The organism is Novosphingobium sp. YAF33, from assembly GCF_052113265.1.
Taxonomy (GTDB): domain Bacteria; phylum Pseudomonadota; class Alphaproteobacteria; order Sphingomonadales; family Sphingomonadaceae; genus Novosphingobium.
In genome coordinates, this window is the sequence record NZ_JBFRCW010000007.1 from 91,044 (window position 1) to 115,749 (window position 24,706).

The window sequence follows — 24,706 nt, forward strand, 5'->3', positions numbered from 1 at the left end:
TTTGATCCGGGATATTTAGCGTTGACGGCCCTTGCGCTCAAGTGCGAAGCGGCGATGTCTTGCATTGATCAAGAAGCGCCGGGCATGCTCAAGTTCGATGCCGAACCTGCGCTTTCGAAGCGCGGCACGGCAAACTTTGCACGGACCGTCTTTTCGATGAAACGAGCGGAGCCTTAATTTCGTCTTTACCGGTATCTTCTAGATCCGGATCGTAACACCAGGGAGGCGACACGCGCGGGCATTATCATGGCGGAACAGGAACAACGCCTCCTCATGCTCATCGACGATGAGCCGGCGCAGAGCCGTCTGATCTCGGCGCTCGCGGCGCGGGAAGGCTGGCGCACGGTGATCGCCCGCGATTCCGAGACCGCCATCGCGACGCTCGGCACCCGCCAGGGCATGCAGCTTTCCGCGATCATCCTGGACCAATGGGTGCCCGGCGACGATGCCTGCGCCCTGATCGCCGAGTTGAAGTCCCGCCGCCCCGCCCTGCCGATCCTGATGCTCACGGCCAGCACCTCGCCGCTGCTCGCCGTGGAAGCGATGCGCGCCGGAGCGGCAGACTATCTCGTCAAGCCGGTTGCGCCGGACCGTCTCATGCACGCGCTCCGCTCCGCCACGACCCGCGAAGCGCCGCGTGACGAACTGGCCCCGCTGACCGAGAAAATGCCCTCCAACCCCGATTTCGAATCGATGATCGGGGCCGCACCGAACTTCCGCAAGGCCCTGGCCGTCGCTGCCAAGGCCGCACGCGGGCACGGCCCGGTGCTGATCGAGGGCGAGACCGGTTCCGGCAAGGAAATGCTGATCCGCGCGATGCATGCGGCCAGCCCGCGCGCCAAGTCTCCGCTGCGGATCGTCAACGTTGGCGGCCTGCCTGCAAACTCCATCGAATCCGCCCTGTTCGGGCACGAAAAGGGCGCTTTCCCCGGCGCTTTCGATCGCCAGATCGGCGCCCTGCAGCACTGCGACGGCGCCACCCTGGCGCTCGACGAAGTGGACCGCCTGCCGCTCTCGGTGCAGGAGCGCCTGCTCGAATCGATCCGCAAGAGCGACGTGCGCCCCATCGGCGCGCGCCATTCCTTCCGCATCGATGCGCGCCTGATCGCCGCCAGCAACCTTCCGCTTCAGGACCTGGTGACTGAAGGCCACTTCCTGCCCGAACTGCTGGAAGCGCTTTCGCCCACCAAGGTCAGCCTGCCGCCGCTCCGCGAAAGGACGGGCGATATACCCGCCCTCGCCCGCTTCTTCCTGGCCCGCATCGGTGAACAACCCGGGCTGCGCGAACTCGGCATAACGGACGGCGCGCTTTCCCTGCTGGCCGCCTACGATTGGCCGGGCAATGTCCGCCAGCTCCAGGCCGTGCTGTTCCGCGCCGCGGTCTTCTGCGACGGCGGCGCGCTGACTTCCGAGGATTTCCCCCAGCTCCTGAACATCCTCGGCTCCGGCCCGGCCACGGCCTCGGGCAATCCGATGCAGGAAAGCTCGGGCGTCATGCTCTACACACCAGACGGCAATTTGCGCCCGCTGGACGAGATCGAGGCCGACGTCATCCGTCTCGCCATCGGCCTCTATCGCGGACGCATGACCGAAGTGGCGCGGCGGCTCGGCATCGGGCGCTCGACGCTCTATCGCAAGCTGGGCGAACTCGGGATCGACAACGCGGCCTGAGGCTGCCGGCAACATGACGCCGGTGTCTGGCTGATGCCCACGCGAAAATGCCGGCGAGCCTCAGGCGCGCCGGCATTCCGGTTTCGGTGGATCGAAGTTACAGGTTCTCGAAGTAGACCTGCGGCACGCGATACCCGCGCTTGCTCATATAGCTCACGTACTTGCCGCGTTCCTTGTGCAGCTCGGTGCCGTATTCCTCCCAGGCATCGCGCTGGTCCTCGATGTCGGTGGCACGGCGCAAGTCGCTGGTAAGCTCCTTCTGGCTCTCGTTCACATTGATGCGGTAGTCGTACCACTTGCTGTTCTGGACGCCGCCGATCGGGTTCTGGATCACCAGCGACTCTTCGTGACGGGCGACCTGCTTCTCGTACATCATCGGCTGCACGGCCATGGCCACGGCCGGAACGACAAGAGCCGGAACGGCGACGAGCGCAACGAGAGCCTTGGTGGGGCGGATGGTGCGGGTGTTGTTGGTCTGCTTCATGGGAAGGTTCCCTTTCGCTTGACGACGCGGGCTCCATTGCCTGCGTTTGGAAGTGCAACGAGCGTGCCCGCCGTTTTCCTCCCGCCCTTGGGACGAAACGGGCCGCTGCCGGGACGCATTGGTGCTTGCGTTCACGGGTTCACACTCCGCCGCAGGCCGGTTCATCGCGGAGCAAGGCGCCGTTCATCTGACCGCCAGATTTGTCGCTGTTTTCAGGCCTCTCCGGCTGCCGGTTCACGCGCCGCGCTTTGCAAAAAGGTCATCCGGCATGGCGAGAACCCGGCCCCCGCTCCCGCGTTGAGCCGGTGACCGAGGAGACGAAGATGATGGATTTCAAGGACAAGGCCGGAATCGTGACGGGTGCAGCTTCCGGCATCGGTGCCGCTGTTGCGCGCGAACTGGTGAACCAGGGCGGCCGCGTGGTGATCGCCGATTTCGATGAGGAAGCGGCGCGCGCGCTCTCGCAGGAACTGGGGCCGGAAAGCACGGCCGTCTTCCGGCTCGATGTGGCCGATCCCGCTGCCAACGAGGCGCTGGTCGCCTTCGCTCTCGGGACGTTCGACCGGCTGGACTTCGCCGTGAACAACGCCGGGATCGGCGCGCCCTCCACGAAGCTGGCGGATATTCCGCTCGATTCTTGGTCGCGGGTGATCGATGTGGACCTCAACAGCGTGTTCTACGCCATGAAATACCAGATCCCGGCCATGGTCGCGCGCGGCGGCGGCTCCATCGTCAATATGGCCTCCATCCTGGGCGCGGTGGGCTGGGCGGGCTCCGCGGCCTATGTCACCTCCAAGCATGCCTTGCTGGGCATGACCAAAGTGGCGGCGCTCGACTACGCCGATGCCGGGCTGCGCATCAACGCGGTGGGGCCGGGGTTCGTCTCCACGCCGGCGCTGGAAAAGACCATGACCGAACAGGAAATGGCCGGTCTGGCCGGCAAGCACGCGCTCAACCGCCTGGCGCGGCCGGAGGAGATCGCCATGGTCACCAGTTTCCTGCTATCCGAGCGGGCCTCCTTCGTGACCGGCACGTACTATCCGGTCGACGGCGGCTACCTGGCGATCTGAACCGTCACGCCATCTGCGCGAAGTCAGTGAGAGCGGCATCGCGCAGTCCCCGCCAGACGCGGGCGGCCTGGACGGTTTCCGCCACGTCATGGACGCGGATAATATGCGAACCCGCGTCCATCGCCTTCAGCGCCAGCGTGACCGAACCGCCGAGCCGCTGGTGCGCGGGCGCCTCGTTCGAGAGCGCACCGATCATGCGCTTGCGGCTGGCCCCCACGAACAGCGGATGGCCAAGCCCATGGAACAGAGCCAGGCCGTTCATGAGCTGGAGGTTCTCGGTAAGCGTCTTGCCGAAGCCGATGCCGGGATCGAGCAGGATCTTCTCGGGGGCGATCCCGGCCACCACGGCCTTGTCGCGGCAGGCGCCCAGCCAGTCGAACACGTCGAGCACGACATCGTCGTAGCGGCCGTCCGCGTGAAGATCGTCCCCATCGCCCGGCGCATGCATGAGCACCACCGGTGCGCCCGAGGCGGCCGCGAATTCGAGGCTGCGCGGATCGTGGCGCAAGGCGGAGACGTCGTTGATGATGTGAGCGCCGGCCTGCAGGGTCGCTTCCATCACTGCCGGGCGGCGCGTATCGACGCTGATCGCCGCGCCCATCGCCGCCAGCCGCTCCACCATCGGCACGACGCGCTTCAGCTCATCGCCTTCCCACACCGCAGCCGCACCCGGCCGCGTCGATTCGCCGCCAATGTCGATCATCGCCGCGCCGGATTCCAGCATGGCGGCGGCATGGTCGGCGGCGATCTGCGCGTCGTCGAGGAAGGCGCCGCCATCGGAGAAGCTGTCGGGAGTTATGTTGAGGATGCCCGCGATCTGGGGCTGCTCCAGCCGGATCGAGCGGGCCCCGCAGATCAGCGGGGCGTGCACCTTGCGCAAGTTCGACCACTGGAGTTCGGCCGCGGCGCCAAGATCGGCCGGAAGCGCCGCCAGCGCCTCACCCGCCTCTGCCGCGCCGAAGCGCCTGCGCGAGAGCACCTGGCCGTTTTCCCGCACGATCAGCGCGAAACGGCTGGCCCATGCCATCGACCCGCCGAGACGGATCGCCTCGCCCTCCTCGCTCTGGGGGCTGTCGGCAAGGGCGATCGGGCGAATGTAAACGGTTCGGGTCATGACCGCCCCTTAGCCCGGTGGCGCCCGGCGCAGAACAGGATTTACAGGCTGCCCGATTACCTCTGGCTAATCGGGCGATAGGTCTCGGCCAGGTGCGCGGCCGAAGTCCTCATGGTTCGGTGGCGAGCAGATAGAGCTGGCGGATCGCGTCGATCGGCTTGATCTGGCCTTCGTGCTCCAGGTGCCAGTACGTCCAGCCATTGCAGGAGGGCGCGCCTTGCAGTTCCTTGCCCACGCCGTGGATCGAACCGTTGAGCGCGCCGCTCACCAGCGAACCGTCGGCACGGACCAGGGCTTCGAAACGACCCTTCTTGTCGGTAAGCCGGGTGCCGGGAGCGATCCAGCCGGTTTCGATCAGCGTGCCGAACGCCACCTTCGGCGCGCTGCGCTTGGACTGCATGGTCTTGAGAGTCGATTCGTCGAGCGGCAGCGCCATCTCGATGCGTTCCAGAGCGGCCTCGCGGTAGTCGCCTTCGCGCTCGCAGCCGATCCACTCGCGGCCGAGACGCTTGGCGACGGCCCCCGTGGTGCCGGTGCCGAAGAAGGGATCGAGCACGACATCGCCCGCATTGGTGGTGGCCAGCATCACGCGGTAGAGCAGCGCTTCCGGCTTCTGCGTCGGGTGAACCTTGCGGCCGCTCTTCTTCAGGCGCTCGGCGCCGTTGCAGATCGGCAGGACCCAGTCCGAACGCATCTGCAATTCGTCGTTGAGCGTCTTCATCGCGCGGTAGTTGAAGGTGTACTTCGACTTCTCGCCCATCGAGGCCCAGATCAGCGTCTCGTGCGCATTGGTGAAGCGGGTGCCCTTGAAGTTCGGCATCGGGTTGGCCTTGCGCCAGACGATGTCGTTGAGGATCCAGAACCCCATGTCCTGCATGATCGCGCCGAGGCGGAAGATGTTGTGGTACGAACCGATCACCCACAGCGAGCCCTCGGGCTTGAGCACGCGGCGGGCCTCGGTCAGCCAGTCACGCGTGAACTGGTCGTAGACGGCGAAGCTGGAGAACTTGTCCCAATCGTTGGTGACGGCATCCACATGGCTGCCGTCCGGACGTGAAAGGTCGCCGCCGAGCTGGAGATTGTACGGGGGATCGGCGAAGACCATGTCGACGCTGGCGTCGGGAATGGAGCGCATCGCCTCGATGCAGTCGCCCGGGATGATCTGGCCAAGGGGCAGAAGTTCCTTCGGCGTCGGCGCCGGTGCGCGCGCGCGGATCTTCTGCTTGACGAGTAGCTGGCCCATGTATGCTCCGGGAAATTTGAACTGTGGATTGACTCCCTAGTGAGTCTTCCGGGACTCGCCGTCAAGCCGCGACTCGGCGGATTCCCTTGCGATTCAGATGTTCAGCAAATGGAACAAAACGAATCCGACACAAGATGTCGAGTCATGATCGACTCGGCAGACTCTAGATATGGGGGTTGTGACTCGATGGACTCAGGGCAATTTTTATTGCGCCGAAAGAGTCAGAGCCCCGCCAGGCCGCAGTCGATCCCGGTCATCTGCACGCTCACTTCCCAAAGCCGGCGCGCTGCCTGCGGATCGCGTGCGGCGGCATTGCGGCGGGCGATGCCGGAAGGCCCGGACATGCCGCCGAAGCGCTGCGGTCCGTAATATTGCCCCGGCTCGGCGGCGGGATCGGTTGCCGCCTGGAGCGTCGGCCACGCCCCTTCTTCGGCCGTGTTGAGGACGGCGCCCGCGATCGGGAACAGCGCCCGGAATGCCAGCGAATGCCGGCCGAGGTCGGTCGAGGCGATGCCCGGATGGCAGGCATAGGCGCTTACCGGCGATCCTGCGGCGCGCAGGCGGCGGTCCAGCTCGAACATGTGCAGCAGGTTGGCGAGCTTGCTGTCTCCATACCGCTGCCGCGCCTTGTAGCTGTGCCGCGCGTCGAGATCGTCCCAGTCGATCCGGCCGCGTCCATGCGCCAGGCTGGCCGTGATGACCACGCGCCCGCCGGGCGTCTCGGCCAGCTTCGGCAGGAGCAGCCCGGTCAGCGCGAAAGGCGCCAGGTGGTTCACGCCGAATTGCAGTTCGTGGCCCTGCACCGTCCTTTCGAGCGGCGGGACCATGACGCCGGCATTGTTCACCAGCACGTCGAGCCGCGGTTCATCGCGGGCGACTTGCTCCGCGCATTCGCGCACGCTGAACAGGTCCGCCTGATCGAGCGGCACGAAGGCGAGATTGGCGCCCGGCACGTCCATGCGGATGTGTTCCATGGCCAGCCGCGCCTTTTCCTCGTTGCGACAGGCCATCAGCACCCGCGCGCCATGAGCCGCGAGCACCCGGGTGGCCTCGAAGCCAAGCCCGGTATTGGCCCCGGTGACAAGGAAGCACTTGCCCGCCTGCCCGGCGACCGAGGCGGCGGTAAAGCCCTTCAAAGCGCCATCTCCAGCTGGGCGACGGGAGAGAAGCTGCGCCGGTGGTGCGGGGTCGGGCCGTGCTTGCGCAGGGCTTCCAGGTGCTGCGCGGTGCCGTAGCCGGCATTGCGTTCCCACCCGTAGTGCGGATGTGCTTCGGCCAGAGTGCGCATCATGCGGTCGCGGTGCTCCTTGGCGATGATCGAAGCGGCCGAAATGCAGGGTTCGATCGCGTCCCCGCCAACGATGGCGCGGGCCTGCCAGCGCCAGTCCGCCGTGCGGCCCGCCGGGGTGAGATTGCCGTCGATCAGCACCTCGTGCGGCTCTTCGTCCAGCCCGGCGCAGAGTGCGGACACGGCCCGGGTCATGGCCAGCATCGTCGCGCCGAAGATGTTGAGACGGTCGATCTCTTCCACGTCCACCACGCCCACGGCCCAGCGGCAGCGGCGCTTGATCGTGGCTTCCAGCTCGCCCCGGCGTTTGCCGGAGAGCTTCTTGGAATCGTCCAGCCCCGAGGGTCGGGGCTTGCACAGCACCACCGCGCCCGCCACAACCGGGCCGGCCAGAGGCCCTCGCCCCGCTTCATCGACCCCGATGACGAGGCGGTTGGCACCCGTGCCGGGCACGATGACAGACAGGGATGCAGTCGACATGACCAAGCCGGTGAACTCCAGATCCTTCCTTGCGGCGGTATCGCCCGTCGCTTTCGCGCTCGCAAGCTGCGGAGCGGCGGCCACGGGGGATAAGGCCTCGGCCAGCGCTTCCGAAGAAATCTCCTTCAAGACCGAACAGGTCGCCAGCTTCGACGAACCCTGGGCCATGGCGATCGACAAGGCAACCGGCGCGATGATCGTCACCGAGAAGAAGGGCACGATCAAGCTGCGCCTCCCGGACGGCACGCTTGGCGCCGTCTCGGGCGCCCCGAAAGTCGATTACGGCGGCCAGGGCGGCCTTGGCGACGTGATCTTCGCGCCGGACCAGAAAGGCGCCTCGCTTGACGGCCGCGTGATCTATCTGAGCTGGGCCGAAGCGGGCGAAGGCGATACGCGCAGCGCCGCGGTGGGCCGCGGCACCCTCTCCTGCCCAGCGCCGGCCACCTGTTCGATCGAGGGCCTCTCGGTGATCTGGCGGCAAGTGCCCAAAGTGACCGGCCGCGGGCATTATTCGCACCGCCTGGCCTTCTCGCCCGATGGCAAGTATCTGTTCGTCAGCTCGGGCGAGCGGCAGAAATTCACGCCCGCGCAGGACCTCGGCACCAATCTCGGCAAGATCGTCCGCCTCCTGCCCGACGGCACGCCCGCGCCGGGCAACCCGTGGGCCGACAAGCCCGCGCCGACCAACCAGATCTGGTCCTATGGCCACCGCAACGTGCTGGGCCTCGCCTTCGACGACCAGGGCCGGCTCTGGGATCTGGAGCACGGCCCGGCCGGCGGCGACGAGCTGAACCTCGTGAAGCCCGGACAGAACTACGGCTGGCCACTGGTTTCGGACGGCGACCATTACGACGGCAAGCCGATCCCGCGCCATTCCACCCGGCCGGACCTCGCCGCTCCGGCCATCAGCTGGAACCCGGTCATCGCGCCCGGCGACTTCATCTTCTACAAGGGCCCGCTGTTCCCGCAGTGGAAAGGCCAGGTGCTGATCACCTCGTTCACCCTGCCCGGCCTGGTGCGCGTCAGCATCAAGGGCGAGAAGGCGACCGAGGAAGCCCGCTACCCGATGGAAAATCGCATCCGCGAAATCGAACAGGGCGGAGACGGCACGATCTGGCTGCTGGAAGACGGACCGGCCGGCGCTTCGGGCCATCTGCTGAAGCTGACGCCGAAGTCCTGACCCACCAGGAGCCTTGCAGCAGACGGGCAAACGGCGTGGCAAAGGGTCTGGCAGCCATCCGACCGCCGCCGAATTGAATCGACAAATGCGCCCGCCGCACCTAGTGGCGCGCGCCATGTCCGATGCTGCCACGCTCATCCCGCTCGACAATGTCGATCCCGTTCTCGTCGAGTCCCTGCTCGACAGCGCGTTCGAACCGGAGCGTCACCGCCGCACCGCCTACAAGGTGCGCGAAGGGGTAGACTGGCTTCCCGGCCTCAGCTTCGCAGCGCTCGATGGCGAGGAGATGCTGGTCGGCACGATCCAGTGCTGGCCGGTCGCGCTCAACGATGCCGAGGGCCGCGCCCATCCCATGATCATGGTCGGCCCGGTCGCCGTCATGCCCGGCCACCAGGGCCAGGGTTATGGCCAGGCGCTGATGTCGGCGGCGATGGCGGGCATCGACTCGCGGGCACCCCTGCCGCAAGTCATGGTCGGCGACCCCGAGTATTACGGCCGGTTCTGGGGCTATTCCAACGAATGGACGCAGGGCTGGAACCTCCCCGGCCCGTTCGAGCGTCACCGACTTCTGGTCCGCTGCGAGAATCCCGCCGTCCTGCCGCGCGAAGGCATGCTGGGCCCCTGGCTCCGCTAGACCGCCGGCCGAAGTCACGAGCCTGGACGACAAGCCTGCGCAGTGAACCCGCGCGCCGGGCCTCGTTGCTCTTCGCGCATGACGCTGCGCACTGGACCTTGGCGCGCGAAGCCCTATCTGGCATCGCAAGCCCATGCCTTATGAACCGCCGCCCGAACTGAACGCCCTTTCGCTCGCCCAGGTCGCCGAGCTGGTCGCCGCGCGCAAGCTGCCGCCGGTCGCAGAGTGGGCGCCCGCCAGCAGCGGCGACAGCGAGATGGTCATTCGCGCCGATGGCCGCTGGTTTCATCAGGGCGGCGAGATTCGCCGTCCCGCCATGGTCCGCGCTTTCGCCTCGCTGCTGCTGCGCGACGCCGAGGGTCGCCACTGGCTGGTGACACCCGCCGAGAAGCTCTCGATCGAGGTCGAGGATGCGGCCTTCATCGCCGTCGACGTGCGGCAGGACGGGGATACGCTGGTGTTCCGGCTCAATAGCGACGATCTCGTGGTGGCCGGGCCGGACCACCCCATTCGCAGCGTGGGCGATCCGGAGACGCCCGCACTCTACCTCGGCGTGCGCCATGGTACCGAGGCACGCCTCAATCGCAGCACTTATAGCCAGATCGCCGAGATCGCCCTTGCGAGCGGCGACCTCTCCGTATCCAGCCAGGGCGCGACATTCTCGCTCGTTCCCGCATGAACGGGCTGTTCGACGACGTATCGCGCCGCTTCGAGGCCGGACGTCACGGCGCGCCGGACGCGCTGTGGATCGACCCGCGCATCCACCAGATCGAAACGTTCAAGCCGGCCGCCGTGCTCATCACCCTGACCGAGCGCCCGCGCCCCGGCATGCTGATGCTGCACCGTCCCTCTACCATGCGCGCCCACCCCGGCCAGATCGCGTTCCCGGGCGGCCGCCTCGATCCCGGCGAGACCGCCGTGGAGGGCGCCCTGCGCGAGGCGCACGAGGAACTCGGCATCAGGCCCGGTGACGTGAAGGTGATCGGCACCAGCGATCTCTATCGCACCGGCAGCGGCTATGAGATCACCCCCGTGATCGGCATCATCCCGCCCGACCTGCCGATCATCCCGAACCCCGCCGAAGTGGCGCAGTGGTTCGAAGCGCCGGCCGAATTCGTGCTCGACCCGGTCAACCAGAAGACCAGGTGGATCGAGGCCGAAGGCAGCCGCCATGCCTTTGTCGAGATCACCTGGCATGACCACCGCATCTGGGGCGTTACCGGTGCGATCCTCCACAATCTTGCCCGCAGGCTGAACTGGAATGACTGAAAGACTGACTGCCCCGTGGATGGAGCGCGAAGACCTTGCCGCGCTCGTCGCCGCACTGGGCCACGGAAACGCGCGCTACGTCGGCGGGGCGGTTCGCGATAGCCTGCTCGGCCAGCCGGTGAAGGACATCGACATGGCTACGCTCCTCACGCCCGAGGACGTCATGCAGCGCCTCTGGGACGCCGGGATCCGCCACGTCCCCACCGGGATCGAGCACGGCACCGTCACCGCGGTGCTGCCGGGCAGCCCGGTCGAGATCACCACCTTGCGCCACGATGTCGCCACGGACGGCCGCCGCGCCACCGTGGCTTTCGCCACCGACTGGCGCGAGGACGCGGCCCGGCGCGACTTCACCATCAACGCGCTCTACGCCGACCCGGCGAGCGGCGAGATATTCGACTGGTTCGGCGGGCTCGACGACCTTGCCGCGCGCCGCGTCCGCTTCATCGGCGATGCCCGTCAGCGCATTCGCGAAGACCACTTGCGCATCTTGCGCTACTTTCGCTTCCAGGCCCGCTTCGGCACCATGCCCGCCGATCAGGAAGCGGAAGGTGCCTGCGCCGAACTCGCCTCCACGCTGAAGGGCCTTTCGCGCGAACGCGTGGGCATGGAAACGATGAACCTGCTCGGCCTGCCCGATCCAGCGCCGACCGTGGCGCGCATGGCGCAGCTTGGTGTGCTGGCGGTGATCCTGCCCGAGGCACGGCCCGAAGCGCTCGCTGCCCTCGTGTCCGTGGAACAGGCGCAGGAGATCGCCCCCGATGCGATCCGCCGTCTTGCCGCGTTGCTGCCGCCGCAAGTGTCGCTGGCAGAACAGGTCGCCTCGCGCTTCCGCCTTTCGGGTGCGCAGAAGAAGCGCCTCGCCGTGGCTGCCGGGCGGGACGAAGCCCTGGGCGAGCCCCGCGCGCTCGCCTATCGCCTGGGCATCGAAGGCGCGCTCGATCGCTTCCTGATCGCAGGCGAGGACACGGCGGCGCTGCGGGACTGGGACATACCGGCCTTTCCGCTGAAGGGCGGCCAGATCGTCGCGCGCGGTGTCGGCGCCGGCCCCGAAGTGGCGCGCCTGCTGCGCCGGGTCGAGGATCGCTGGATCGCGGAAGGCTTCCCGGACGAAGCACGGGTTTCCGCCCTGCTCGATGCCGAACTTGCCGGCCAAAGCTCGTGAACCTCGGGCAGCTGACCGATCTGTTCTATGCCAAGCCGCTGCTGGCGCTGACCATCCTGGCCATTCTCGTCGCGGTGCTGGCCGGGATGCTCGCCGGCCGCCGACCGCGGCTGGGCCAGTCGCTGCGCAACCTTTCGCACCTCGGACTGGTCGCCGCGCTGCTGCTGACCGTGACGCAAGTCGCGCTTCACAACACCCGCTCCGAAGCCGCGCTCTGGCTGGACGAGACGCGCCCGCCTTCGGTCGAGGGCGGCGAGACGGTGATCCCGCTTCGTGCTGACGGGCATTACTGGATCCAGGCCAGGCTCAATGGCGAGCCGGTGGATTTCCTGATCGACACCGGCGCAACCTACACCGGCATCTCGAGGTCGGTGGCCGAACGCGCGGGGATCCAGCCCGATGGCGACGACCAGGGCGTCATGCTGGAAACCGCCAACGGCACCATCGTCGCGCGCATGGCCAGTGCCGCCTCGCTGGCGTTCGGTTCGATCGAGGCGCATGCCTTGCCAGTCGCCATCGGACCGGACAACGAGGTGGAAACCAACGTCATCGGCATGAATCTGCTCTCCCAGCTTGCCGCCTGGCGGGTGGAAAACGGCCGCCTGATCCTGGTGCCTCGCCAGGCGGCCCCGCACGCACCCTCGGCCTCCTCCTCGCCCAAATCGTGATCCTGTCAGCATTCCGACAGGATGTTCCTGTTATGACCTGTTGATGGACTTTCCTCAGCTCCTGTCTTTCCTCGCCGGTCAGCCGCTGCTGGCCCTGGCATTGGCGGCGATCTTCGTCACCGTGCTGGGCGGACTGCTGCGCGGCCCCTTGCCGCTGCTGGGCGGCTTCGTACGCGGGCTCGGCAACCTGGGACTGGTGGCCGCCCTGCTGCTGACCGTGGTGCAAGCGACGCGCCTGACCAGTGGTACGGACTTCGCCCTGCCGGGAATAGAACTGCCGGAGCTGGGCCTGTCCCGCCAGAGCGTGAGCGGCGGGGAAACCCGCGTGCCGATGGCGCGGGACGGTCACTTCTGGGTCCATGCCACGATCAACGGGGTCGAAGGCGATTTCCTGGTCGACACCGGCGCGACGCTTACCGCGATCTCCCCGCGCCTGGCCAACAGCGCCGAAGTCCGCGCGCAGCCACTGCGTCAGAACATCGCCATGCGCACGGCCAACGGCACGGTCGCGGCGGAGCTGGGCACGGCGGACGAACTGCGCTTTGGCAGCGTCGTCGCGCGGCAGCTGGACGTGGTCGTGGCGCCGGGTCTGGAGGACCAGAACGTCATCGGCATGAACCTGCTCTCGCGGCTGGCAAGCTGGCGCGTAGAAGGCCGGACGCTCATCCTCGTTCCCCATCACCCTCAGCCGGCAAGCTAAGAAACCGCGTCGCCCCGGATCGAGTCCGGGCGACGCGTTTCGAATCACCCCTGGAACTTGTTGTCGCGCGGGAAGCCGACCGGCGGCAGGCGGCCCGCGGCGCCGCGTGCGACCTTCCACATGACCATGTCCTTCTCGGTCCGGGTGCGGCCGGTTTCGCCGCCCATGGTCCAGGAAAGGCCATCCTCCAGCTTGAGCGTGATGATGTCGGAAAGTCCGCCATCGCGGTAACGCTGCAGCGTGACCCCCTGCCCCTTGGCCATGACCGGCAGCTCCTCGAGGCTGAAGATCACCAGCTTGCGATTGTCACCGACGACCGCGACGTGATCGTGCTCCGCCGGGATCTCGCGAACGAAGGCCAGTTGCACACCCGGCTTGGTGGACATGACGGCGCGGCCCTTGCGGGTCTCCGCCAGCAATTCGTCCGCCTCGGCGGCAAAGCCGCGCCCGACGTTGGAGGCCAGCAGCAGCTGCGCCTTGGGCTTGTAAGGCAGTGCCGCCACCAGATGCGCATCGGCATCGATGTCGACCATGGTGCGGATCGGCTCGCCGAAGCCGCGCGCGCCGGGCAGCTTGTCCGCGCCCAGCGTGTAGAAGCGCCCGTTGTCCGCCGCGATCAGGATCTTGTCGGTGGTCTGCGCATGGAAGGCGAAAGCCGGGCCGTCGCCTTCCTTGAATTTGAAGTCGCCGCCCTTCGCATCCTGGCCGAGGGGCACATGCCCCCTGGCCGCGCGGATCCATCCCTTGGCCGAGAGGATCACCGTCACCGGCTCCTTCTCGATCATGGCGTCCATCGAGAATTCCACGGTCGGCGTAGCCTGCGCGATCGTGGTGCGACGGCGGCCGAGAGCGGTGTCCTCGGCGTAGTCCTTGCGCAAATTCATCAGGTCGCGCTTCAGGCGGGTGCGCTGGCGGGCCGGGCTCTCGAGCAGCTTGTTGAGGTCGTCTTGCTCCTTGAGCAGGTCCGCGTGCTCCTTGCGCAGCTCCATTTCCTCCAGCTTGCGCAAGGAACGCAGGCGCATGTTGAGGATGGCTTCGGCCTGCCGATCGGTCAGCTCGAACTCGGCCATCATCACCGGCTTGGGCTCATCCTCGGTACGGATGATCTCGATGATTCGGTCGAGGTTGAGGTAGGCGATGATGTAGCCTGCCACCAGCTCCAGCCGCGAGGCGATCTTTTCCAGCCGGTGCCGGGTGCGGCGCAGCAGGATGTCGATCTGGCTGTAGACCCATTCCGACAGGAGCAGCTTCAGCCCCAGGACCCCCGGCGTGCGGTGCGAGTCCAGCACGTTGAGGTTGAGCGAGAAGCGGCTCTCCAGATCGGTCAGCCGGTAGAGGCTTTCCTTCAGCAGCTCYGGATCGACATTGCGGCTCTTGGGCACGAAGACGATGCGGATCTGCTCGTCGCTCTCGTCGCGAATGTCTTCGAGGATCGGCAGCTTGCGGTCGGCGATGAGCTGGGCGACCTGCTCGATCAGCTTGCCCTTGGCCAGCATGTAGGGGATTTCGGAAATGACCAGCTGCCACTGGCCGCTGCCGAGTTTCTCGACCCCGGTTTCCTCCCAGTTGCCCGCCTCGTCCTTTCCGCAGGAAAACCGCCCGCGCACGCGGAAGGCGCCCTTGCCGGTCGCGTAGGCGTGGCTGATCGCCTCCGGGCTGTCGACCACCATGCCGCCGGTCGCGAAGTCCGGTCCGTGGAAGACCTGCATGAGCTGGTCATGCTCGGCATGGGGATTGTCGATCAGCATCATCGTGGCGTCGATGATTTCGGCGACGTTATGGCTGGGGATAGAGGTCGCCATGCCCACGGCAATGCCGGTGGAACCGTTCGCCAGCAGGTTCGGGAACATGCCGGGGAAGATTTCCGGCTCGCTTTCCTCACCATTGTAGGTGGGGACGAAATCGACAGTGCCCTCGTCCAGGCCGGACATGAGGTGGATTGCCGTGCGCGTCAGGCGCGCTTCGGTGTAGCGGTAGGCTGCCGCGTTATCGCCATCGATATTGCCGAAGTTGCCCTGCCCCTGCACCAGCGGATAGCGCAGCGAGAAGTCCTGCGCGAGGCGGACCATGGCATCGTAGACCGAGGCATCGCCATGCGGGTGATACTTACCGATGACGTCGCCGACCACGCGGGCGGATTTCTTGTAGGCACTGGCCGGGTCGAGCTTCAGCTGCCGCATCGCCCAGAGCAGGCGGCGGTGGACCGGCTTCAGCCCGTCCCGCAAGTCCGGCAGCGAACGCGCTGTAATCGTGGACAATGCGTAGACGAGGTAGCGCTCGGAAAGCGCAGCATCGAAGGGCGCATCGACGATGGCGTCGAAGGGATCGGAGTCTTCGTCGGTCGTGGTCACCATGACCAGCAGGCCTAGCAACGCGGCGAGCCGAGCGGAACCACCGGAACGGAAGTTTTCCGCCGTTCATTCCTTTTGCAAACCCTAGACACTGGAGAATTTTCCATGACCAAGCGCGTGCTCATCGTCGCCACCAACGGTTTCGAGCAATCCGAACTCACCGGCCCGCGCGACGCGCTGAACCAAGCCGGCATCGAAACCGTGATCGCCAGCCCCGAAAGCGGCGAGATCAAGGGCTGGCAGCACACCGACTGGGGCGACAGCGTCAAGGTCGACGCTTCGCTCGACTCCGTCAGCGCGGGGGACTTCGACGCCCTCGTGCTGCCGGGCGGTCAGATGAACCCGGACGTCCTGCGCACCAAGCCGGAAGCGGTTCAGCTCGTGCGGGACTTCCTGGCCGCGGGCAAGCCGGTCGCGGCGATCTGCCACGGCCCGTGGCTCCTGGTGGAAGCCGACGCCGTGCGCGGCAAGACGGTGACCAGCTGGCCTTCCATCCGCACGGACTTGCGCAATGCCGGCGCGAACGTGGTGGACCAGGAAGTCGCCGTGGATGGCCTGCTCATCACCAGCCGCAAGCCGGACGACATTCCAGCATTTTCCAAGGCCGTGATCGAGGCCGTGCAGGACGCGGCAGCAGACGCCTGACCCTTTGTCGTCCCGGATCGTCGTCCCGGATCTGATCCGGGACGACAAGCTAGATCTCTCAGTCTATCTGCATATCCCGCGCCAAGCCCGGAATACGCACTTCCAGGCCGTCCATCGCGTCGGTCAGCTCGATCTGGCAGGACAACCGGCTGGTTCGCGCCACGCCGGCAGCAAGGTCCAGCATATCCTCCTCGTCCATGGAGGCGGGTTCGAGCTTGTCGAACCAGTCGGGCGCCACGATCACATGACAGGTCGAGCAGGCCATCTGCCCCTCGCAGGTTCCTTCCAGCGGCATGCCGGCGCCCTGCGCCACGCGCAGAAGCACGTCTCCCGTCTCGGCTTCCGCCAGGACGAGTTTTCCTTCCGCGGTCAAGAACCTCACGTTCAGCAATTCAGACTCCCTGCACCGCCGCTGCGGCTTCTATTCGTTCGCAGGCATCCACAAGCTCCCCAAGGTCACTATATCGCCCGAATCCCAGACGGATAGAGGCTTTGGCTTCTGAATCGGACAGTCCGATCGCCTTGAGGACGTGGCTCGGCCGTCCCGAACCGCTGGCGCAGGCGGAACCGGCGGAAAAGGCCACGTTCCGAACGTCCGACATGAGCCGGGCAAGATCCAGCCCCGGCAGCCGCAGGTTGAGGTTTCCGCGCCAGCGATGTTCCGGCGACCCGTTGAGCGTCCAGCGCGAGAGGATATCGCGCGCGGCATTCCACAGGGCATCGACGGTCCGGGCATCTTCCTCCATGCGCGCGGCCGCGATGGTCGCCGCAGCCCCGAAACCGGCGCAGAGTGCCGGGCTGAGGGTGCCGGAACGCAGGCCCTGCTCCTGTCCGCCGCCATGGATCAGCGGCGCAAGCGCCACGCCGTCCCGCACCCAGAGCGCGCCGATTCCCTTGGGGCCGTAGAGCTTGTGCGCCGAGATCGCGATCATGTCGGCGCCGGCCGGCGGGGCCAGCTTTCCGGCGCCCTGCACGGCATCGCAAAGGAACAGCGCCCCGGCCGCATGGGCGGCCTCGGCCAGCGCCTCCACCGGCTGGACCGTGCCGATCTCGTTGTTGACCTGCATCACCGCGACAAGGCCGGTCCCCGTCGGGATCGGCCGCGCAGGATCGACCAGCCCTTGCGCGCTCACCGGCAGGATCGAGACCGCGGCATCGATCGCCCGCGCGCTATCGAGAACGGCGGCATGTTCGATGGCCGAGACGGCCAGTCGCGTGCTGCGGCTTCCCGCCAGGGCGAGATTGAGAGCTTCCGTGGCTCCCGAAGTGAAGATCACCCGCCCACCGGGTGGCAGCAGCGCAGCCACCTGCTCGCGCGCCACTTCGACTATGGCGGCAGCGGCTCGGCCCGGACGGTGCGGGCTATGCGGGTTGGCGAAACCCATGCCCTCCGGCCCGCCGAGCCAGGGCAGCATCGCCTCCCGCGCTTCAGGGGCGAGCGGGGTGGTGGCCTGATAGTCGAGGTAGATCACGCATTCACCTGCGACCAGGCCTCGGCAAAGGCGTCCAGATCGGCGGGCGTGGTGTTCCAGCCAAGGCTGACGCGCACGGTGCGCCGGGCCAGATCCTCGTCGATGCCGAAACCCTTGAGCACCCTGCTCTGCTTGAGCGTACCGGACGAGCACGCGCTTCCGGCCGAGATCGCGAAACCCGCCGCGTCCATGCGGATCAGCATGGCCGTCGCCGCCAGACGCGGCGCGGCCACGGCAAAGATGTGCGAGCACTGCATGCCCGGCTGGAGCACTTCGCCATACCGGGACAACGCCGCCCTGAAATCGAGGCGCTGCTCCGCCGTGGTCGCCCAACCCTCCAGCCCCATCGCTTCCAGGGCCGCCGCGAAGCCGAGAGCGCCCGGCAGATTCTCGGTCCCTGCGCGGTAGCCGCGCTCCTGCCCGCCGCTCGGTGCGAGCATGGCGAAATCCCTGACGAGCAAGGCGCCTATGCCGATGGGTCCGCCCAACTTGTGCGCCGAAAGCACGATCATGTCCGCATCGGGCAGCGCCGCCTTGCCGGCCGACTGTGAACAGTCCGCCACGACCAGCCCTCCCGCGGCGCGCACTTGCTCCACCAGCGGATTGCGAGCGTAAGGCAGGAGAACGGTGCCGGTCTCCGAATTGATCGACTGCACCGCCACGACCGCCCGGCCAGGCATGGCCAGCGCCCTTGCCAGGGCATCGCTATCGATTTCACCCTCCCGCATGGGCAGTTCCTGCGCGTCCGGCGCGGCGCGGAACACGGCATCGTGCTCCACGGCCGAGACCAGCCGCCGCTCTGCCCTGGCCCGGCCGAGACCGATCGCCAGGGCTTCGCTCGCCCCGGACGTGAAGATCACCTCGCCCTGCCAGCCGAGCGCTTTCTTCACCCGCTCGCGCGCGTCCTCAAGGCTGGCGCGAGCGGCGCGGCCCTGTTTGTGCGGGCTGGACGGGTTGGCCCAGAGCGCCGCCCCTTCCAGCCACGCCTCGCGGGCCTGAGGCAGGAGCGGCGTGGTCGCCGCATGGTCGAGATAGATCTGTTGGGCTGACATCGCTTGAAAAGTTGTTTTTGGAGCGAAGGTTTCTATATAGCGATCTTCCCTTTTTCCACTCCCGCGATGGCTGGCGAGAAATTCGCCGCCGTTTTCGCGGGAGTTTCAACAGGTCAGGTTCGCGAAACTTATGCCCGCAGTCATCTTCCCCGGACCCGAAGGCCGCCTCGAAGGCCGCTTCCAGCCGGCGCCGCGTCCGCGCGCGCCCGTGGCGATGATCCTTCACCCGCACCCCCAGGCCGGCGGCACGATGAACGACCGCATCACGCAGCACCTCTACAAGACTTTCGTGAATCGCGGCTTCGCGACGTTGCGCTTCAACTTCCGCGGCGTCGGCCGCAGCCAGGGCAGCTTCGACAACGGCGTGGGCGAGCTTTCCGACGCCGCCGCCGCGCTTGACTGGGTGCAGTCGATCCACCCCGAAGCCTCGACCACCTGGATCGCCGGCTACTCGTTCGGCGCGCTGATCGGCATGCAGCTCTTGATGCGCCGCCCGGAAATCCGCGGCTTCATCTCGGTTGCCCCGCCTGCCAACATGTACGATTTCTCGTTCCTCGCCCCCTGCCCCGCATCGGGCATCCTGATTCAGGGCGCGGCAGATACGGTGGTGACGCCGAACGCCGTACAGAAGCTGGTCGACAAGCTTCGCACCCAGAAGCACATCACGATCCACCACGACGAGATCCCCCGCGCGAACCATTTCTTCGAGAACGAGATGGACGACCTGATGCGGTCGGTCGACAATTACCTCGACATGCGTCTGGCACCGGATTGCCCGATCAAGTGACGGGTTCCTAGGGCCGAAGAACCAGGCCCTTCAGAGCGAAAAAGGCGTTGGAGTCACTCCGACGCCTTTTTCGTATCCCCAGCCTTGGCCAGCGTGTCGCCCTGCGAATTCGGCAAAGTCCAGATCGCGACGTTCACGGTCAACACGCCCGCCAGCACCAGCATCAAAGCGGCCTGCTTGCGGTAGCCCCCGCGCCGAAAGAGCGCGACGGCCCCCAGCACGAGCAGAACAATGGTCAGGATCATGAGAGATAGGGCGAAGTCCATGGCTTATCCCCTAACGCACTCGCCTGGCCGGCGCGAGCGGGTTTGACAGGCGGGAACGTCGCCGCCAGATTTCGCGGCCATGAAGAACCCTGACATGACGGCCGCAGCACTCTCGCGGCGCACCACGCTCCAACTCCTCGCCGCCGGAACTGCCGGCATCGCCCTGCCCGGCGTCGCCCGCGCCGCGGCGGCCAGGCCACAGGACGCGGCCGCCCTGCTCGATTCGATCGCCTGGAGGCTGCTGGAGCACAATCCGGAAGGCGCAACCGGCCTGGGCATCGACGTGGGCGCCCATGCCGCCTTGCGCTCCAAGGCGGAGGACCGCTCCTTCGCGGGCAAGGCCGCGCTCGCCAAGACCTTGCGCGAAGACCTCGCCCGCGTGGAGGCATTCCCGGTGTCCGGCCTGGACCATGCGACGCAGACCAGCCTTGCCGTGGTGCGCAGCGCTTACAAGACCTCGCTCGACGGTTTTGCGCAGCCCTATGGCGATGTCGCCGTGGGCGGCTGGCGCAACACGCCCTATGTCGTGATCCAGAACGTGGGCGCCTATCTCGACACGCCCAAATTCCTCGATGCCGACCATCCCGTGAAGTCCGCCGCCGATGCGGAGGCCTACATCTCGCGCCTGTCGCAGTTCGACAACCAGCTCGACGGAGAGCTGGAGCGCATGCGCAAGGCCACCGACCAGGGCCTCGTCCCGCCGGACTTCCTGCTGGACCGCGCCATCGCGCAGATGACCAGCACTCTCGAGGATGCCCGCAACAACGGCGGCGGCCTCGTCAGTTCGCTGGTCGATCGCACCAAGACCATCCCCGGCAACTGGGAGGATCGTGCGAAGGCCATCGTTTCCGCCGAAGTCGTGCCCGCGCTGGAGCGCCAGCTCGCCGAACTGAAGCGCCAGCGCGGTGTAGCCAAGGGCGACCCGGGCATGCGCGAGCGTCCTCATGGCGCGGAATTCTACGCCTGGGCCCTGCGCGCCAGCACGACCACCACGGTGCCCGCCGCGGAGATCCACCAGCGCGGGCTTGAGGAACTGGCCGCGCTCCATGCCCGCATGGACCCGATCCTTCAGAAGCTGGGCTATACCACCGGCACCGTGGGCGAGCGGATGACCGCGCTCGGCACCGACAAGCGCTTCATGTTCCCCGAGGGCGATCCCGGCCGCACCGAGATCATGGCCTTCATCCGCCACCGCATCGACTGGATCCGCGCCCAGATGCCGCGCGCCTTCCGCGATCCGGTGAAGGGCAATGTCGAAGTGCGACGCCTGCCGCTGGCCGAGGAACCCGGCGCGCCGACCGCTTACGGCGGCGCCGGCTCGATCGACGGCTCGGTTCCGGGCAAGATGTGGATTAACTTGCGCACCACGGACCTGCACCGCAAGTACGACCTGCCCACACTGGTCCACCATGAAGCGATCCCGGGCCACGTCTGGCAGGGCGAATATGCCAACCGCCTGCCGCTGATCCGCTCGATCCTGGCCTTCAACGCCTATTCGGAAGGCTGGGCGCTCTACGGCGAGCAATTGGCCGACGAGCTTGGCGCCTATGCCGACGATCCGGTCGGCCAGCTGGGCTATCTCCAGTCGATCGCGTTTCGTGCCTGCCGCATGGTCGTCGACACCGGCCTCCATTCCAAGGGCTGGAGCCGGGAAGAGGCCGTGCGCTTCTTCATGGAGAAGAACGGCAACAAGCGCGAGGAAGTGGCCAACGAAGTGGACCGCTACTGCTCCTGGCCGGGCCAGGCCTGCGGCTACAAGATGGGCCATTCCGAGATCAATCGGCAGCGCAACCGCGCGCAGGCGGCGCTCGGCACCCGCTACGACTTGCGCGATTTCGACCAGGCCGTGGTCGACGGCGGCAATGTGCCGCTGGACGTGCTGGCGAAGAATATCGACAGCTATATCGCCACCGGCAAGGCCGGTTGATGGTAACGTCGTCCCGGATCGGATCCGGGACGACGATAATTCACGAGTTGGGCCGTTCGCTTACTTCTTGCCGAAGAAGCCCTTGGCCATGTCGGTCAGGTCGTCGATCACGCTGCCGTCCCCGTCCTTGTCGAGGAACGCGGTGAACTTCGAAGGATCGCTGCCGACCAGGCTGGCGAACTGACCCAGCGAGCCTTCGCCGCCGATGGCCGCGATCACCTGCTGGATCGTGCCGACGCCGAGACCGGTCTTCTGCGCGGCCAGCTGCGCCGTGTCGCCCTCTTCCTGATGCGCCAGTCCGAGCGCGGCAATCGCCTTTTCAGCCTGCGCCGGCTCGATGCCGAGCTTGGAGGCGAGGTTCGCGATGTCGGGGTGGTCGCTGACTTGTCCAAGGATGCCGTCGAAAAGTCCCATGGTCTTTCTCCTGGAGAGAGGGGGAAGAGGAGGATGCACTGTCTTGATGACAAAACAAGGGCCTCGAAACCGAAGTTCCGAGGCCCCCTGTTTATTTCAAGCCGGAATGCCTGATTCACGTAGAACCAAGCGCTTTCGAAGCAGGATTGTCCAAGATCAGGCCGCGACCGGCGCCGCCTTGCGCACGCCTTCGTCGACATGCTCTTCGAACTGGGCGAAGTTTTCGATGAACTGGCGCACCAGCGTCTGCGCCGTCTTGTCGTAGGCATCGCCGTCGGCCCAGGCGCCGCGCGGGTCGAGCAGCTTGCTGTCGACTCCCGGAACCGCCACCGGAACCTCGAAGCCGAAGTTCGGATCTTCCTTGAACTCGGCATTGTTGAGGCTGCCGTCGAGCGCGGCATTGAGCAGGGCGCGGGTGGCCTTGATCGGCATGCGCTTGATGCCTTCCATCGTCGCCATGCCGCCCGACCAGCCGGTGTTCACCAGCCAGCACTTCACGCCGCCCTTGGCGATGCGCTCCTTGAGGAGATTGCCGTAGACCGAGGGATGGCGCGGCATGAATGGTGCGCCGAAGCAGGTGGAGAACGTCGCTTCCGGTTCTGTCACGCCGATCTCGGTGCCGGCAACGCGCGCGGTATATCCCGAGAGGAAGTGGTACATCGCCTGGTCCGGGGTGAGCCGCGCGATCGGTGGCAGCACGCCGTAGGCATCGGCGGTCAGGAAGATGATGTTCTTCGGAACCGGGCCGAGGTTCTTCTCCGAGCAGTTCGGAATGAAGTCGATCGGGTAGGATCCGCGGCTGTTTTCGGCCAGGCTGTTGTCGTCGAGGTCGATCTGGCGCGTCTCCGGATCGATCACCACGTTTTCCAGCACCGTGCCGAAGCGCTTGGTGGTGGCGAAGATTTCCGGCTCGGCTTCGGCCGAAAGACGGATCATCTTGGCGTAGCAGCCGCCTTCGAAGTTGAACACGGCGGTATCGGACCAGCCATGCTCGTCGTCACCGATCAGGGTACGCGAGGCATCGGCCGAAAGCGTGGTCTTGCCGGTGCCGGAAAGGCCGAAGAACACGGCAGTATCGCCCTCGGGACCGATATTCGCCGAGCAGTGCATCGGCATCACGCCCTTGGTCGGCAGCAGGTAGTTGAGAATGCCGAAGACCGACTTCTTCATCTCGCCTGCATAGGAGGTGCCACCGATGAGGATCAGCTTCTCGCTGAAATTGACCGCGATCACCGTCTCGCTGCGCGAACCATGGCGCTCGGGATCGGCGCGGAAGCTCGGCAGGTCGATAATGGTGTATTCGGGCACGAAGCTTTCCAGCTCCGTCTCGGTCGGGCGCACCAGCAGCGTGCGGATGAACAGGTTGTGCCAGGCGAACTCGTTGATCACCCGCACTTTCACGCGGTGTTCCGGCTGCGAGCCGCCGAACAGGTCGGCCACGTAGAGCTGATCCTTCTCGGACACGGCGGCCAGAAAATCGGCCTTGAGCGCGGCGAAATGTTCCGGCGTCATCGGCACGTTGGTCTTGCCCCACCAGACCGTATTTTCGGTCTCGGCGTCCTTGACGATGAACTTGTCCTTGGCCGAGCGCCCGGTGTGCTTGCCTGTCGCCACGACGAACGGGCCGTCCGCAGCGAGCATGCCCTCGCCATTCTTGACGGCTTGCTCGATCAACGGCGCGGTGCCGAGGTTCGCGAGCACTTTCGCGCCTGTTTCTATGCCTTGACTGGCGAGCGGATAGTTAAGGGAAGCGGCCAATGTCATCTCCTCCATTTAAGGCGGGACCGGCGGGAACCGGGCACGCCCCGACATTTTTGCGCAAGAATCGGCTGGCGATTATTCGCCCAGCCCCTTTTCCGTCAAATTTTTGCAAAAATAAATGGAGCGGGGGAGGTAGGACGAATGCACCTCGACCATTCCGGGGCAAATTCGGGACGAATCGCAAAGGCGTGGACGGCCAGGCCGGCAGCCGCTAGTCACGGCGTTCGATTGCACGGAAGGAACGCAGCGCAATCCATGGTTGAATCCACGGCATCTTCCACGCCAGGCCCGGCCGGCTCCCCCGCCACGGGCAGCCCTTCCTCCGAAGAGACCCTGCCGGCACCCGTCCGCCAGCAATCGATCGCGCTGGTGGACGACGACCGCAACATCCTGACCACCGTGTCGATCGGTCTCCAGGCCGAAGGCTTCGCCACCCGCCTCTATACCGATGGCGAAACGGCGCTGAAGGCCCTGCTGGAGAATCCGCCGGACCTGGCCATCTTCGACATCAAGATGCCGCGCATGGACGGGCTGCACTTGCTCCAGGCGCTGCGCGAACAGTCCAGCCTGCCGGTGATCTTCCTGACCTCCAAGGACGAGGAACCGGACGAGGCGCTCGGCCTGGCGATGGGCGCGGACGACTACATCACCAAGCCGTTCAGCCAGCGCCTGCTGATCGCCCGCATTCGCGCGATCCTTCGCCGCAGCGAACTGGCGAAGACGTCCAGCGAGGAGACCGTGCAGGAAAACCTGCCCGACCCGGTGACACGCGGCCGCCTCAGCCTCGACCCCGCGCGCCATCAGGTGACCTGGAATGGCGAACCGGTCTCGCTGACCGTTACCGAGTTCCTCATCCTGGAAGCGCTCGCCTTGCGGCCCGGCGTCGTGAAAAGCCGCAACCAGCTGATGGATGCGGCTTATAGCGAGGACGTCTACGTCGACGACCGCACGATCGACAGCCATATCAAGCGCCTGCGCCGCAAGTTCCGCGGGGTCGACCCCGAATTCTCCGCCATCGATACGCTCTACGGCGCCGGCTATTCGTTCACCGATGGCTGAACCGCA

25 protein-coding genes are annotated in these 24,706 nt (G+C 66.4%); 13 read left to right on the forward strand and 12 right to left on the reverse strand.

Annotated elements, in window-relative coordinates; translation table 11 throughout:
* The first annotated feature begins 246 nt into the window (after positions 1-246).
* Positions 247-1,671 (forward strand): sigma-54-dependent transcriptional regulator, encoded by a 1,425-nt coding sequence (locus tag AB4Z00_RS16030; RefSeq protein ID WP_442046567.1) that lies wholly within the window; start codon positions 247-249, stop codon positions 1,669-1,671.
* Positions 1,672-1,768: 97 nt separating this feature from the next.
* Here the strand turns inward: AB4Z00_RS16030 and AB4Z00_RS16035 are convergent, their stop codons facing one another.
* Positions 1,769-2,155 carry a hypothetical protein gene (locus AB4Z00_RS16035; protein ID WP_243654071.1) on the reverse strand — a complete coding sequence of 129 codons (387 nt, stop codon included), beginning with the start codon at positions 2,153-2,155 and terminating at the stop codon, positions 1,769-1,771.
* A gap of 323 nt (positions 2,156-2,478) precedes the next feature.
* Between AB4Z00_RS16035 and AB4Z00_RS16040 the strand changes: the two genes are divergently transcribed.
* Entirely contained in the window at positions 2,479-3,225 is a 747-nt protein-coding gene (locus tag AB4Z00_RS16040) for an SDR family NAD(P)-dependent oxidoreductase (protein WP_132264131.1), read from the forward strand.
* Between the two features lie 4 nt (positions 3,226-3,229).
* Here the strand turns inward: AB4Z00_RS16040 and folP are convergent, their stop codons facing one another.
* From folP to AB4Z00_RS16060, 4 genes are all read right to left on the reverse strand, one after another.
* Positions 3,230-4,339 (reverse strand): dihydropteroate synthase, encoded by a 1,110-nt coding sequence (folP, locus tag AB4Z00_RS16045; protein WP_442046568.1) that lies wholly within the window; start codon positions 4,337-4,339, stop codon positions 3,230-3,232.
* A 109-nt stretch (positions 4,340-4,448) separates the two neighbouring features.
* Complete coding sequence (locus tag AB4Z00_RS16050) at positions 4,449-5,582, reverse strand: site-specific DNA-methyltransferase (protein ID WP_442046569.1); 1,134 nt, start codon at positions 5,580-5,582, stop codon at positions 4,449-4,451.
* Between the two features lie 221 nt (positions 5,583-5,803).
* Entirely contained in the window at positions 5,804-6,718 is a 915-nt protein-coding gene (locus tag AB4Z00_RS16055) for an oxidoreductase (RefSeq protein ID WP_132263063.1), read from the reverse strand.
* On the reverse strand, positions 6,715-7,350 hold the full coding sequence (locus AB4Z00_RS16060; protein WP_442046570.1) for a ribonuclease HII: 636 nt from the start codon (positions 7,348-7,350) through the stop codon (positions 6,715-6,717). Before AB4Z00_RS16060 ends, AB4Z00_RS16055 begins: the two co-directional genes overlap by 4 nt.
* On the opposite strand from AB4Z00_RS16060, the gene AB4Z00_RS16065 reads away from it, so the two are divergent.
* From AB4Z00_RS16065 to AB4Z00_RS16095, 7 genes are all read left to right on the forward strand, one after another.
* A complete protein-coding gene (locus AB4Z00_RS16065) occupies positions 7,349-8,530 on the forward strand; it encodes a PQQ-dependent sugar dehydrogenase (protein ID WP_442046571.1) in 1,182 nt (393 codons plus the stop codon). The two genes, AB4Z00_RS16060 and AB4Z00_RS16065, sit on opposite strands and share 2 nt — an antisense overlap.
* Before the next feature lie 115 nt (positions 8,531-8,645).
* Positions 8,646-9,164, forward strand: a complete 519-nt coding sequence (locus tag AB4Z00_RS16070) for a GNAT family N-acetyltransferase (RefSeq protein WP_132263069.1) — start codon at positions 8,646-8,648, stop codon at positions 9,162-9,164.
* 133 nt (positions 9,165-9,297) lie between these two features.
* On the forward strand, positions 9,298-9,843 hold the full coding sequence (locus tag AB4Z00_RS16075; RefSeq protein WP_442046572.1) for a DUF1285 domain-containing protein: 546 nt from the start codon (positions 9,298-9,300) through the stop codon (positions 9,841-9,843).
* Positions 9,840-10,433, forward strand: a complete 594-nt coding sequence (locus AB4Z00_RS16080; RefSeq protein ID WP_314465535.1) for a CoA pyrophosphatase — start codon at positions 9,840-9,842, stop codon at positions 10,431-10,433. Before AB4Z00_RS16075 ends, AB4Z00_RS16080 begins: the two co-directional genes overlap by 4 nt.
* The gene (locus tag AB4Z00_RS16085) at positions 10,426-11,598 is read left to right on the forward strand and encodes a CCA tRNA nucleotidyltransferase (protein WP_442046573.1); all 1,173 of its coding nucleotides are present in this window, start codon (positions 10,426-10,428) and stop codon (positions 11,596-11,598) included. The genes AB4Z00_RS16080 and AB4Z00_RS16085 overlap by 8 nt, the downstream gene beginning before the upstream one ends.
* Entirely contained in the window at positions 11,595-12,266 is a 672-nt protein-coding gene (locus AB4Z00_RS16090) for a retropepsin-like aspartic protease family protein (protein ID WP_442046574.1), read from the forward strand. The genes AB4Z00_RS16085 and AB4Z00_RS16090 overlap by 4 nt, the downstream gene beginning before the upstream one ends.
* Positions 12,267-12,309: 43 nt before the next feature.
* Positions 12,310-12,966 carry a retropepsin-like aspartic protease family protein gene (locus AB4Z00_RS16095; protein ID WP_442046575.1) on the forward strand — a complete coding sequence of 219 codons (657 nt, stop codon included), beginning with the start codon at positions 12,310-12,312 and terminating at the stop codon, positions 12,964-12,966.
* A 44-nt stretch (positions 12,967-13,010) separates the two neighbouring features.
* Here the strand turns inward: AB4Z00_RS16095 and parC are convergent, their stop codons facing one another.
* Complete coding sequence (parC, locus tag AB4Z00_RS16100) at positions 13,011-15,320, reverse strand: DNA topoisomerase IV subunit A (protein WP_132263079.1); 2,310 nt, start codon at positions 15,318-15,320, stop codon at positions 13,011-13,013.
* Positions 15,321-15,422: 102 nt separating this feature from the next.
* Here parC and AB4Z00_RS16105 point away from each other — a divergent pair, with 102 nt between their 5' ends.
* Positions 15,423-15,962, forward strand: a complete 540-nt coding sequence (locus AB4Z00_RS16105; protein WP_134093009.1) for a type 1 glutamine amidotransferase domain-containing protein — start codon at positions 15,423-15,425, stop codon at positions 15,960-15,962.
* 58 nt (positions 15,963-16,020) lie between these two features.
* Here the strand turns inward: AB4Z00_RS16105 and AB4Z00_RS16110 are convergent, their stop codons facing one another.
* The 3 genes from AB4Z00_RS16110 to AB4Z00_RS16120 are packed head-to-tail and all read right to left on the reverse strand — an operon-like array spanning position 16,021 to position 18,486.
* Positions 16,021-16,353 (reverse strand): 2Fe-2S iron-sulfur cluster-binding protein, encoded by a 333-nt coding sequence (locus AB4Z00_RS16110; RefSeq protein WP_132263082.1) that lies wholly within the window; start codon positions 16,351-16,353, stop codon positions 16,021-16,023.
* Between the two features lies 1 nt (position 16,354).
* Positions 16,355-17,434 (reverse strand): cysteine desulfurase family protein, encoded by a 1,080-nt coding sequence (locus tag AB4Z00_RS16115; protein ID WP_442046576.1) that lies wholly within the window; start codon positions 17,432-17,434, stop codon positions 16,355-16,357.
* Positions 17,431-18,486, reverse strand: a complete 1,056-nt coding sequence (locus AB4Z00_RS16120; RefSeq protein WP_442046577.1) for a cysteine desulfurase family protein — start codon at positions 18,484-18,486, stop codon at positions 17,431-17,433. The genes AB4Z00_RS16115 and AB4Z00_RS16120 overlap by 4 nt, the downstream gene beginning before the upstream one ends.
* 130 nt (positions 18,487-18,616) lie before the next feature.
* On the opposite strand from AB4Z00_RS16120, the gene AB4Z00_RS16125 reads away from it, so the two are divergent.
* Positions 18,617-19,273 carry an alpha/beta hydrolase gene (locus AB4Z00_RS16125; RefSeq protein ID WP_132263087.1) on the forward strand — a complete coding sequence of 219 codons (657 nt, stop codon included), beginning with the start codon at positions 18,617-18,619 and terminating at the stop codon, positions 19,271-19,273.
* Between the two features lie 53 nt (positions 19,274-19,326).
* Here AB4Z00_RS16125 and AB4Z00_RS16130 read toward each other — a convergent pair whose 3' ends face one another.
* On the reverse strand, positions 19,327-19,539 hold the full coding sequence (locus tag AB4Z00_RS16130; RefSeq protein WP_132263089.1) for a hypothetical protein: 213 nt from the start codon (positions 19,537-19,539) through the stop codon (positions 19,327-19,329).
* Positions 19,540-19,633: 94 nt separating this feature from the next.
* Here AB4Z00_RS16130 and AB4Z00_RS16135 point away from each other — a divergent pair, with 94 nt between their 5' ends.
* Positions 19,634-21,466: a DUF885 domain-containing protein gene (locus AB4Z00_RS16135; protein ID WP_442046578.1), complete on the forward strand. Its 1,833-nt coding sequence runs from the start codon at positions 19,634-19,636 to the stop codon at positions 21,464-21,466.
* Between the two features lie 60 nt (positions 21,467-21,526).
* Here AB4Z00_RS16135 and AB4Z00_RS16140 read toward each other — a convergent pair whose 3' ends face one another.
* A complete protein-coding gene (locus tag AB4Z00_RS16140) occupies positions 21,527-21,880 on the reverse strand; it encodes a hypothetical protein (protein WP_132263092.1) in 354 nt (117 codons plus the stop codon).
* 156 nt (positions 21,881-22,036) lie between these two features.
* Positions 22,037-23,638 carry a phosphoenolpyruvate carboxykinase gene (locus AB4Z00_RS16145; protein WP_134093015.1) on the reverse strand — a complete coding sequence of 534 codons (1,602 nt, stop codon included), beginning with the start codon at positions 23,636-23,638 and terminating at the stop codon, positions 22,037-22,039.
* A 258-nt stretch (positions 23,639-23,896) separates the two neighbouring features.
* On the opposite strand from AB4Z00_RS16145, the gene AB4Z00_RS16150 reads away from it, so the two are divergent.
* The gene (locus AB4Z00_RS16150) at positions 23,897-24,700 is read left to right on the forward strand and encodes a response regulator transcription factor (protein WP_442046579.1); all 804 of its coding nucleotides are present in this window, start codon (positions 23,897-23,899) and stop codon (positions 24,698-24,700) included.
* The last annotated feature ends 6 nt before the right edge of the window (positions 24,701-24,706 follow it).

Bases quoted from the DNA above. Each gene is read 5' to 3' on its own strand.
- AB4Z00_RS16070 (WP_132263069.1), top strand. From the start codon at position 8,646: ATGTCCGATGCTGCCACGCTCATCCCGCTCGACAATGTCGATCCCGTT.
- folP (WP_442046568.1), bottom strand. From the start codon at position 4,339: ATGACCCGAACCGTTTACATTCGCCCGATCGCCCTTGCCGACAGCCCC.
- AB4Z00_RS16135 (WP_442046578.1), top strand. From the start codon at position 19,634: ATGACGGCCGCAGCACTCTCGCGGCGCACCACGCTCCAACTCCTCGCC.
- AB4Z00_RS16130 (WP_132263089.1), bottom strand. From the start codon at position 19,539: ATGGACTTCGCCCTATCTCTCATGATCCTGACCATTGTTCTGCTCGTG.
- AB4Z00_RS16065 (WP_442046571.1), top strand. From the start codon at position 7,349: ATGACCAAGCCGGTGAACTCCAGATCCTTCCTTGCGGCGGTATCGCCC.
- AB4Z00_RS16040 (WP_132264131.1), top strand. From the start codon at position 2,479: ATGATGGATTTCAAGGACAAGGCCGGAATCGTGACGGGTGCAGCTTCC.
- AB4Z00_RS16060 (WP_442046570.1), bottom strand. From the start codon at position 7,350: ATGTCGACTGCATCCCTGTCTGTCATCGTGCCCGGCACGGGTGCCAAC.
- AB4Z00_RS16095 (WP_442046575.1), top strand. From the start codon at position 12,310: ATGGACTTTCCTCAGCTCCTGTCTTTCCTCGCCGGTCAGCCGCTGCTG.
- AB4Z00_RS16125 (WP_132263087.1), top strand. From the start codon at position 18,617: ATGCCCGCAGTCATCTTCCCCGGACCCGAAGGCCGCCTCGAAGGCCGC.
- AB4Z00_RS16050 (WP_442046569.1), bottom strand. From the start codon at position 5,582: ATGGGCCAGCTACTCGTCAAGCAGAAGATCCGCGCGCGCGCACCGGCG.
- AB4Z00_RS16150 (WP_442046579.1), top strand. From the start codon at position 23,897: ATGGTTGAATCCACGGCATCTTCCACGCCAGGCCCGGCCGGCTCCCCC.
- AB4Z00_RS16085 (WP_442046573.1), top strand. From the start codon at position 10,426: ATGACTGAAAGACTGACTGCCCCGTGGATGGAGCGCGAAGACCTTGCC.
- AB4Z00_RS16140 (WP_132263092.1), bottom strand. From the start codon at position 21,880: ATGGGACTTTTCGACGGCATCCTTGGACAAGTCAGCGACCACCCCGAC.
- AB4Z00_RS16080 (WP_314465535.1), top strand. From the start codon at position 9,840: ATGAACGGGCTGTTCGACGACGTATCGCGCCGCTTCGAGGCCGGACGT.
- AB4Z00_RS16035 (WP_243654071.1), bottom strand. From the start codon at position 2,155: ATGAAGCAGACCAACAACACCCGCACCATCCGCCCCACCAAGGCTCTC.
- AB4Z00_RS16075 (WP_442046572.1), top strand. From the start codon at position 9,298: ATGCCTTATGAACCGCCGCCCGAACTGAACGCCCTTTCGCTCGCCCAG.
- AB4Z00_RS16030 (WP_442046567.1), top strand. From the start codon at position 247: ATGGCGGAACAGGAACAACGCCTCCTCATGCTCATCGACGATGAGCCG.
- AB4Z00_RS16120 (WP_442046577.1), bottom strand. From the start codon at position 18,486: ATGTCAGCCCAACAGATCTATCTCGACCATGCGGCGACCACGCCGCTC.
- AB4Z00_RS16105 (WP_134093009.1), top strand. From the start codon at position 15,423: ATGACCAAGCGCGTGCTCATCGTCGCCACCAACGGTTTCGAGCAATCC.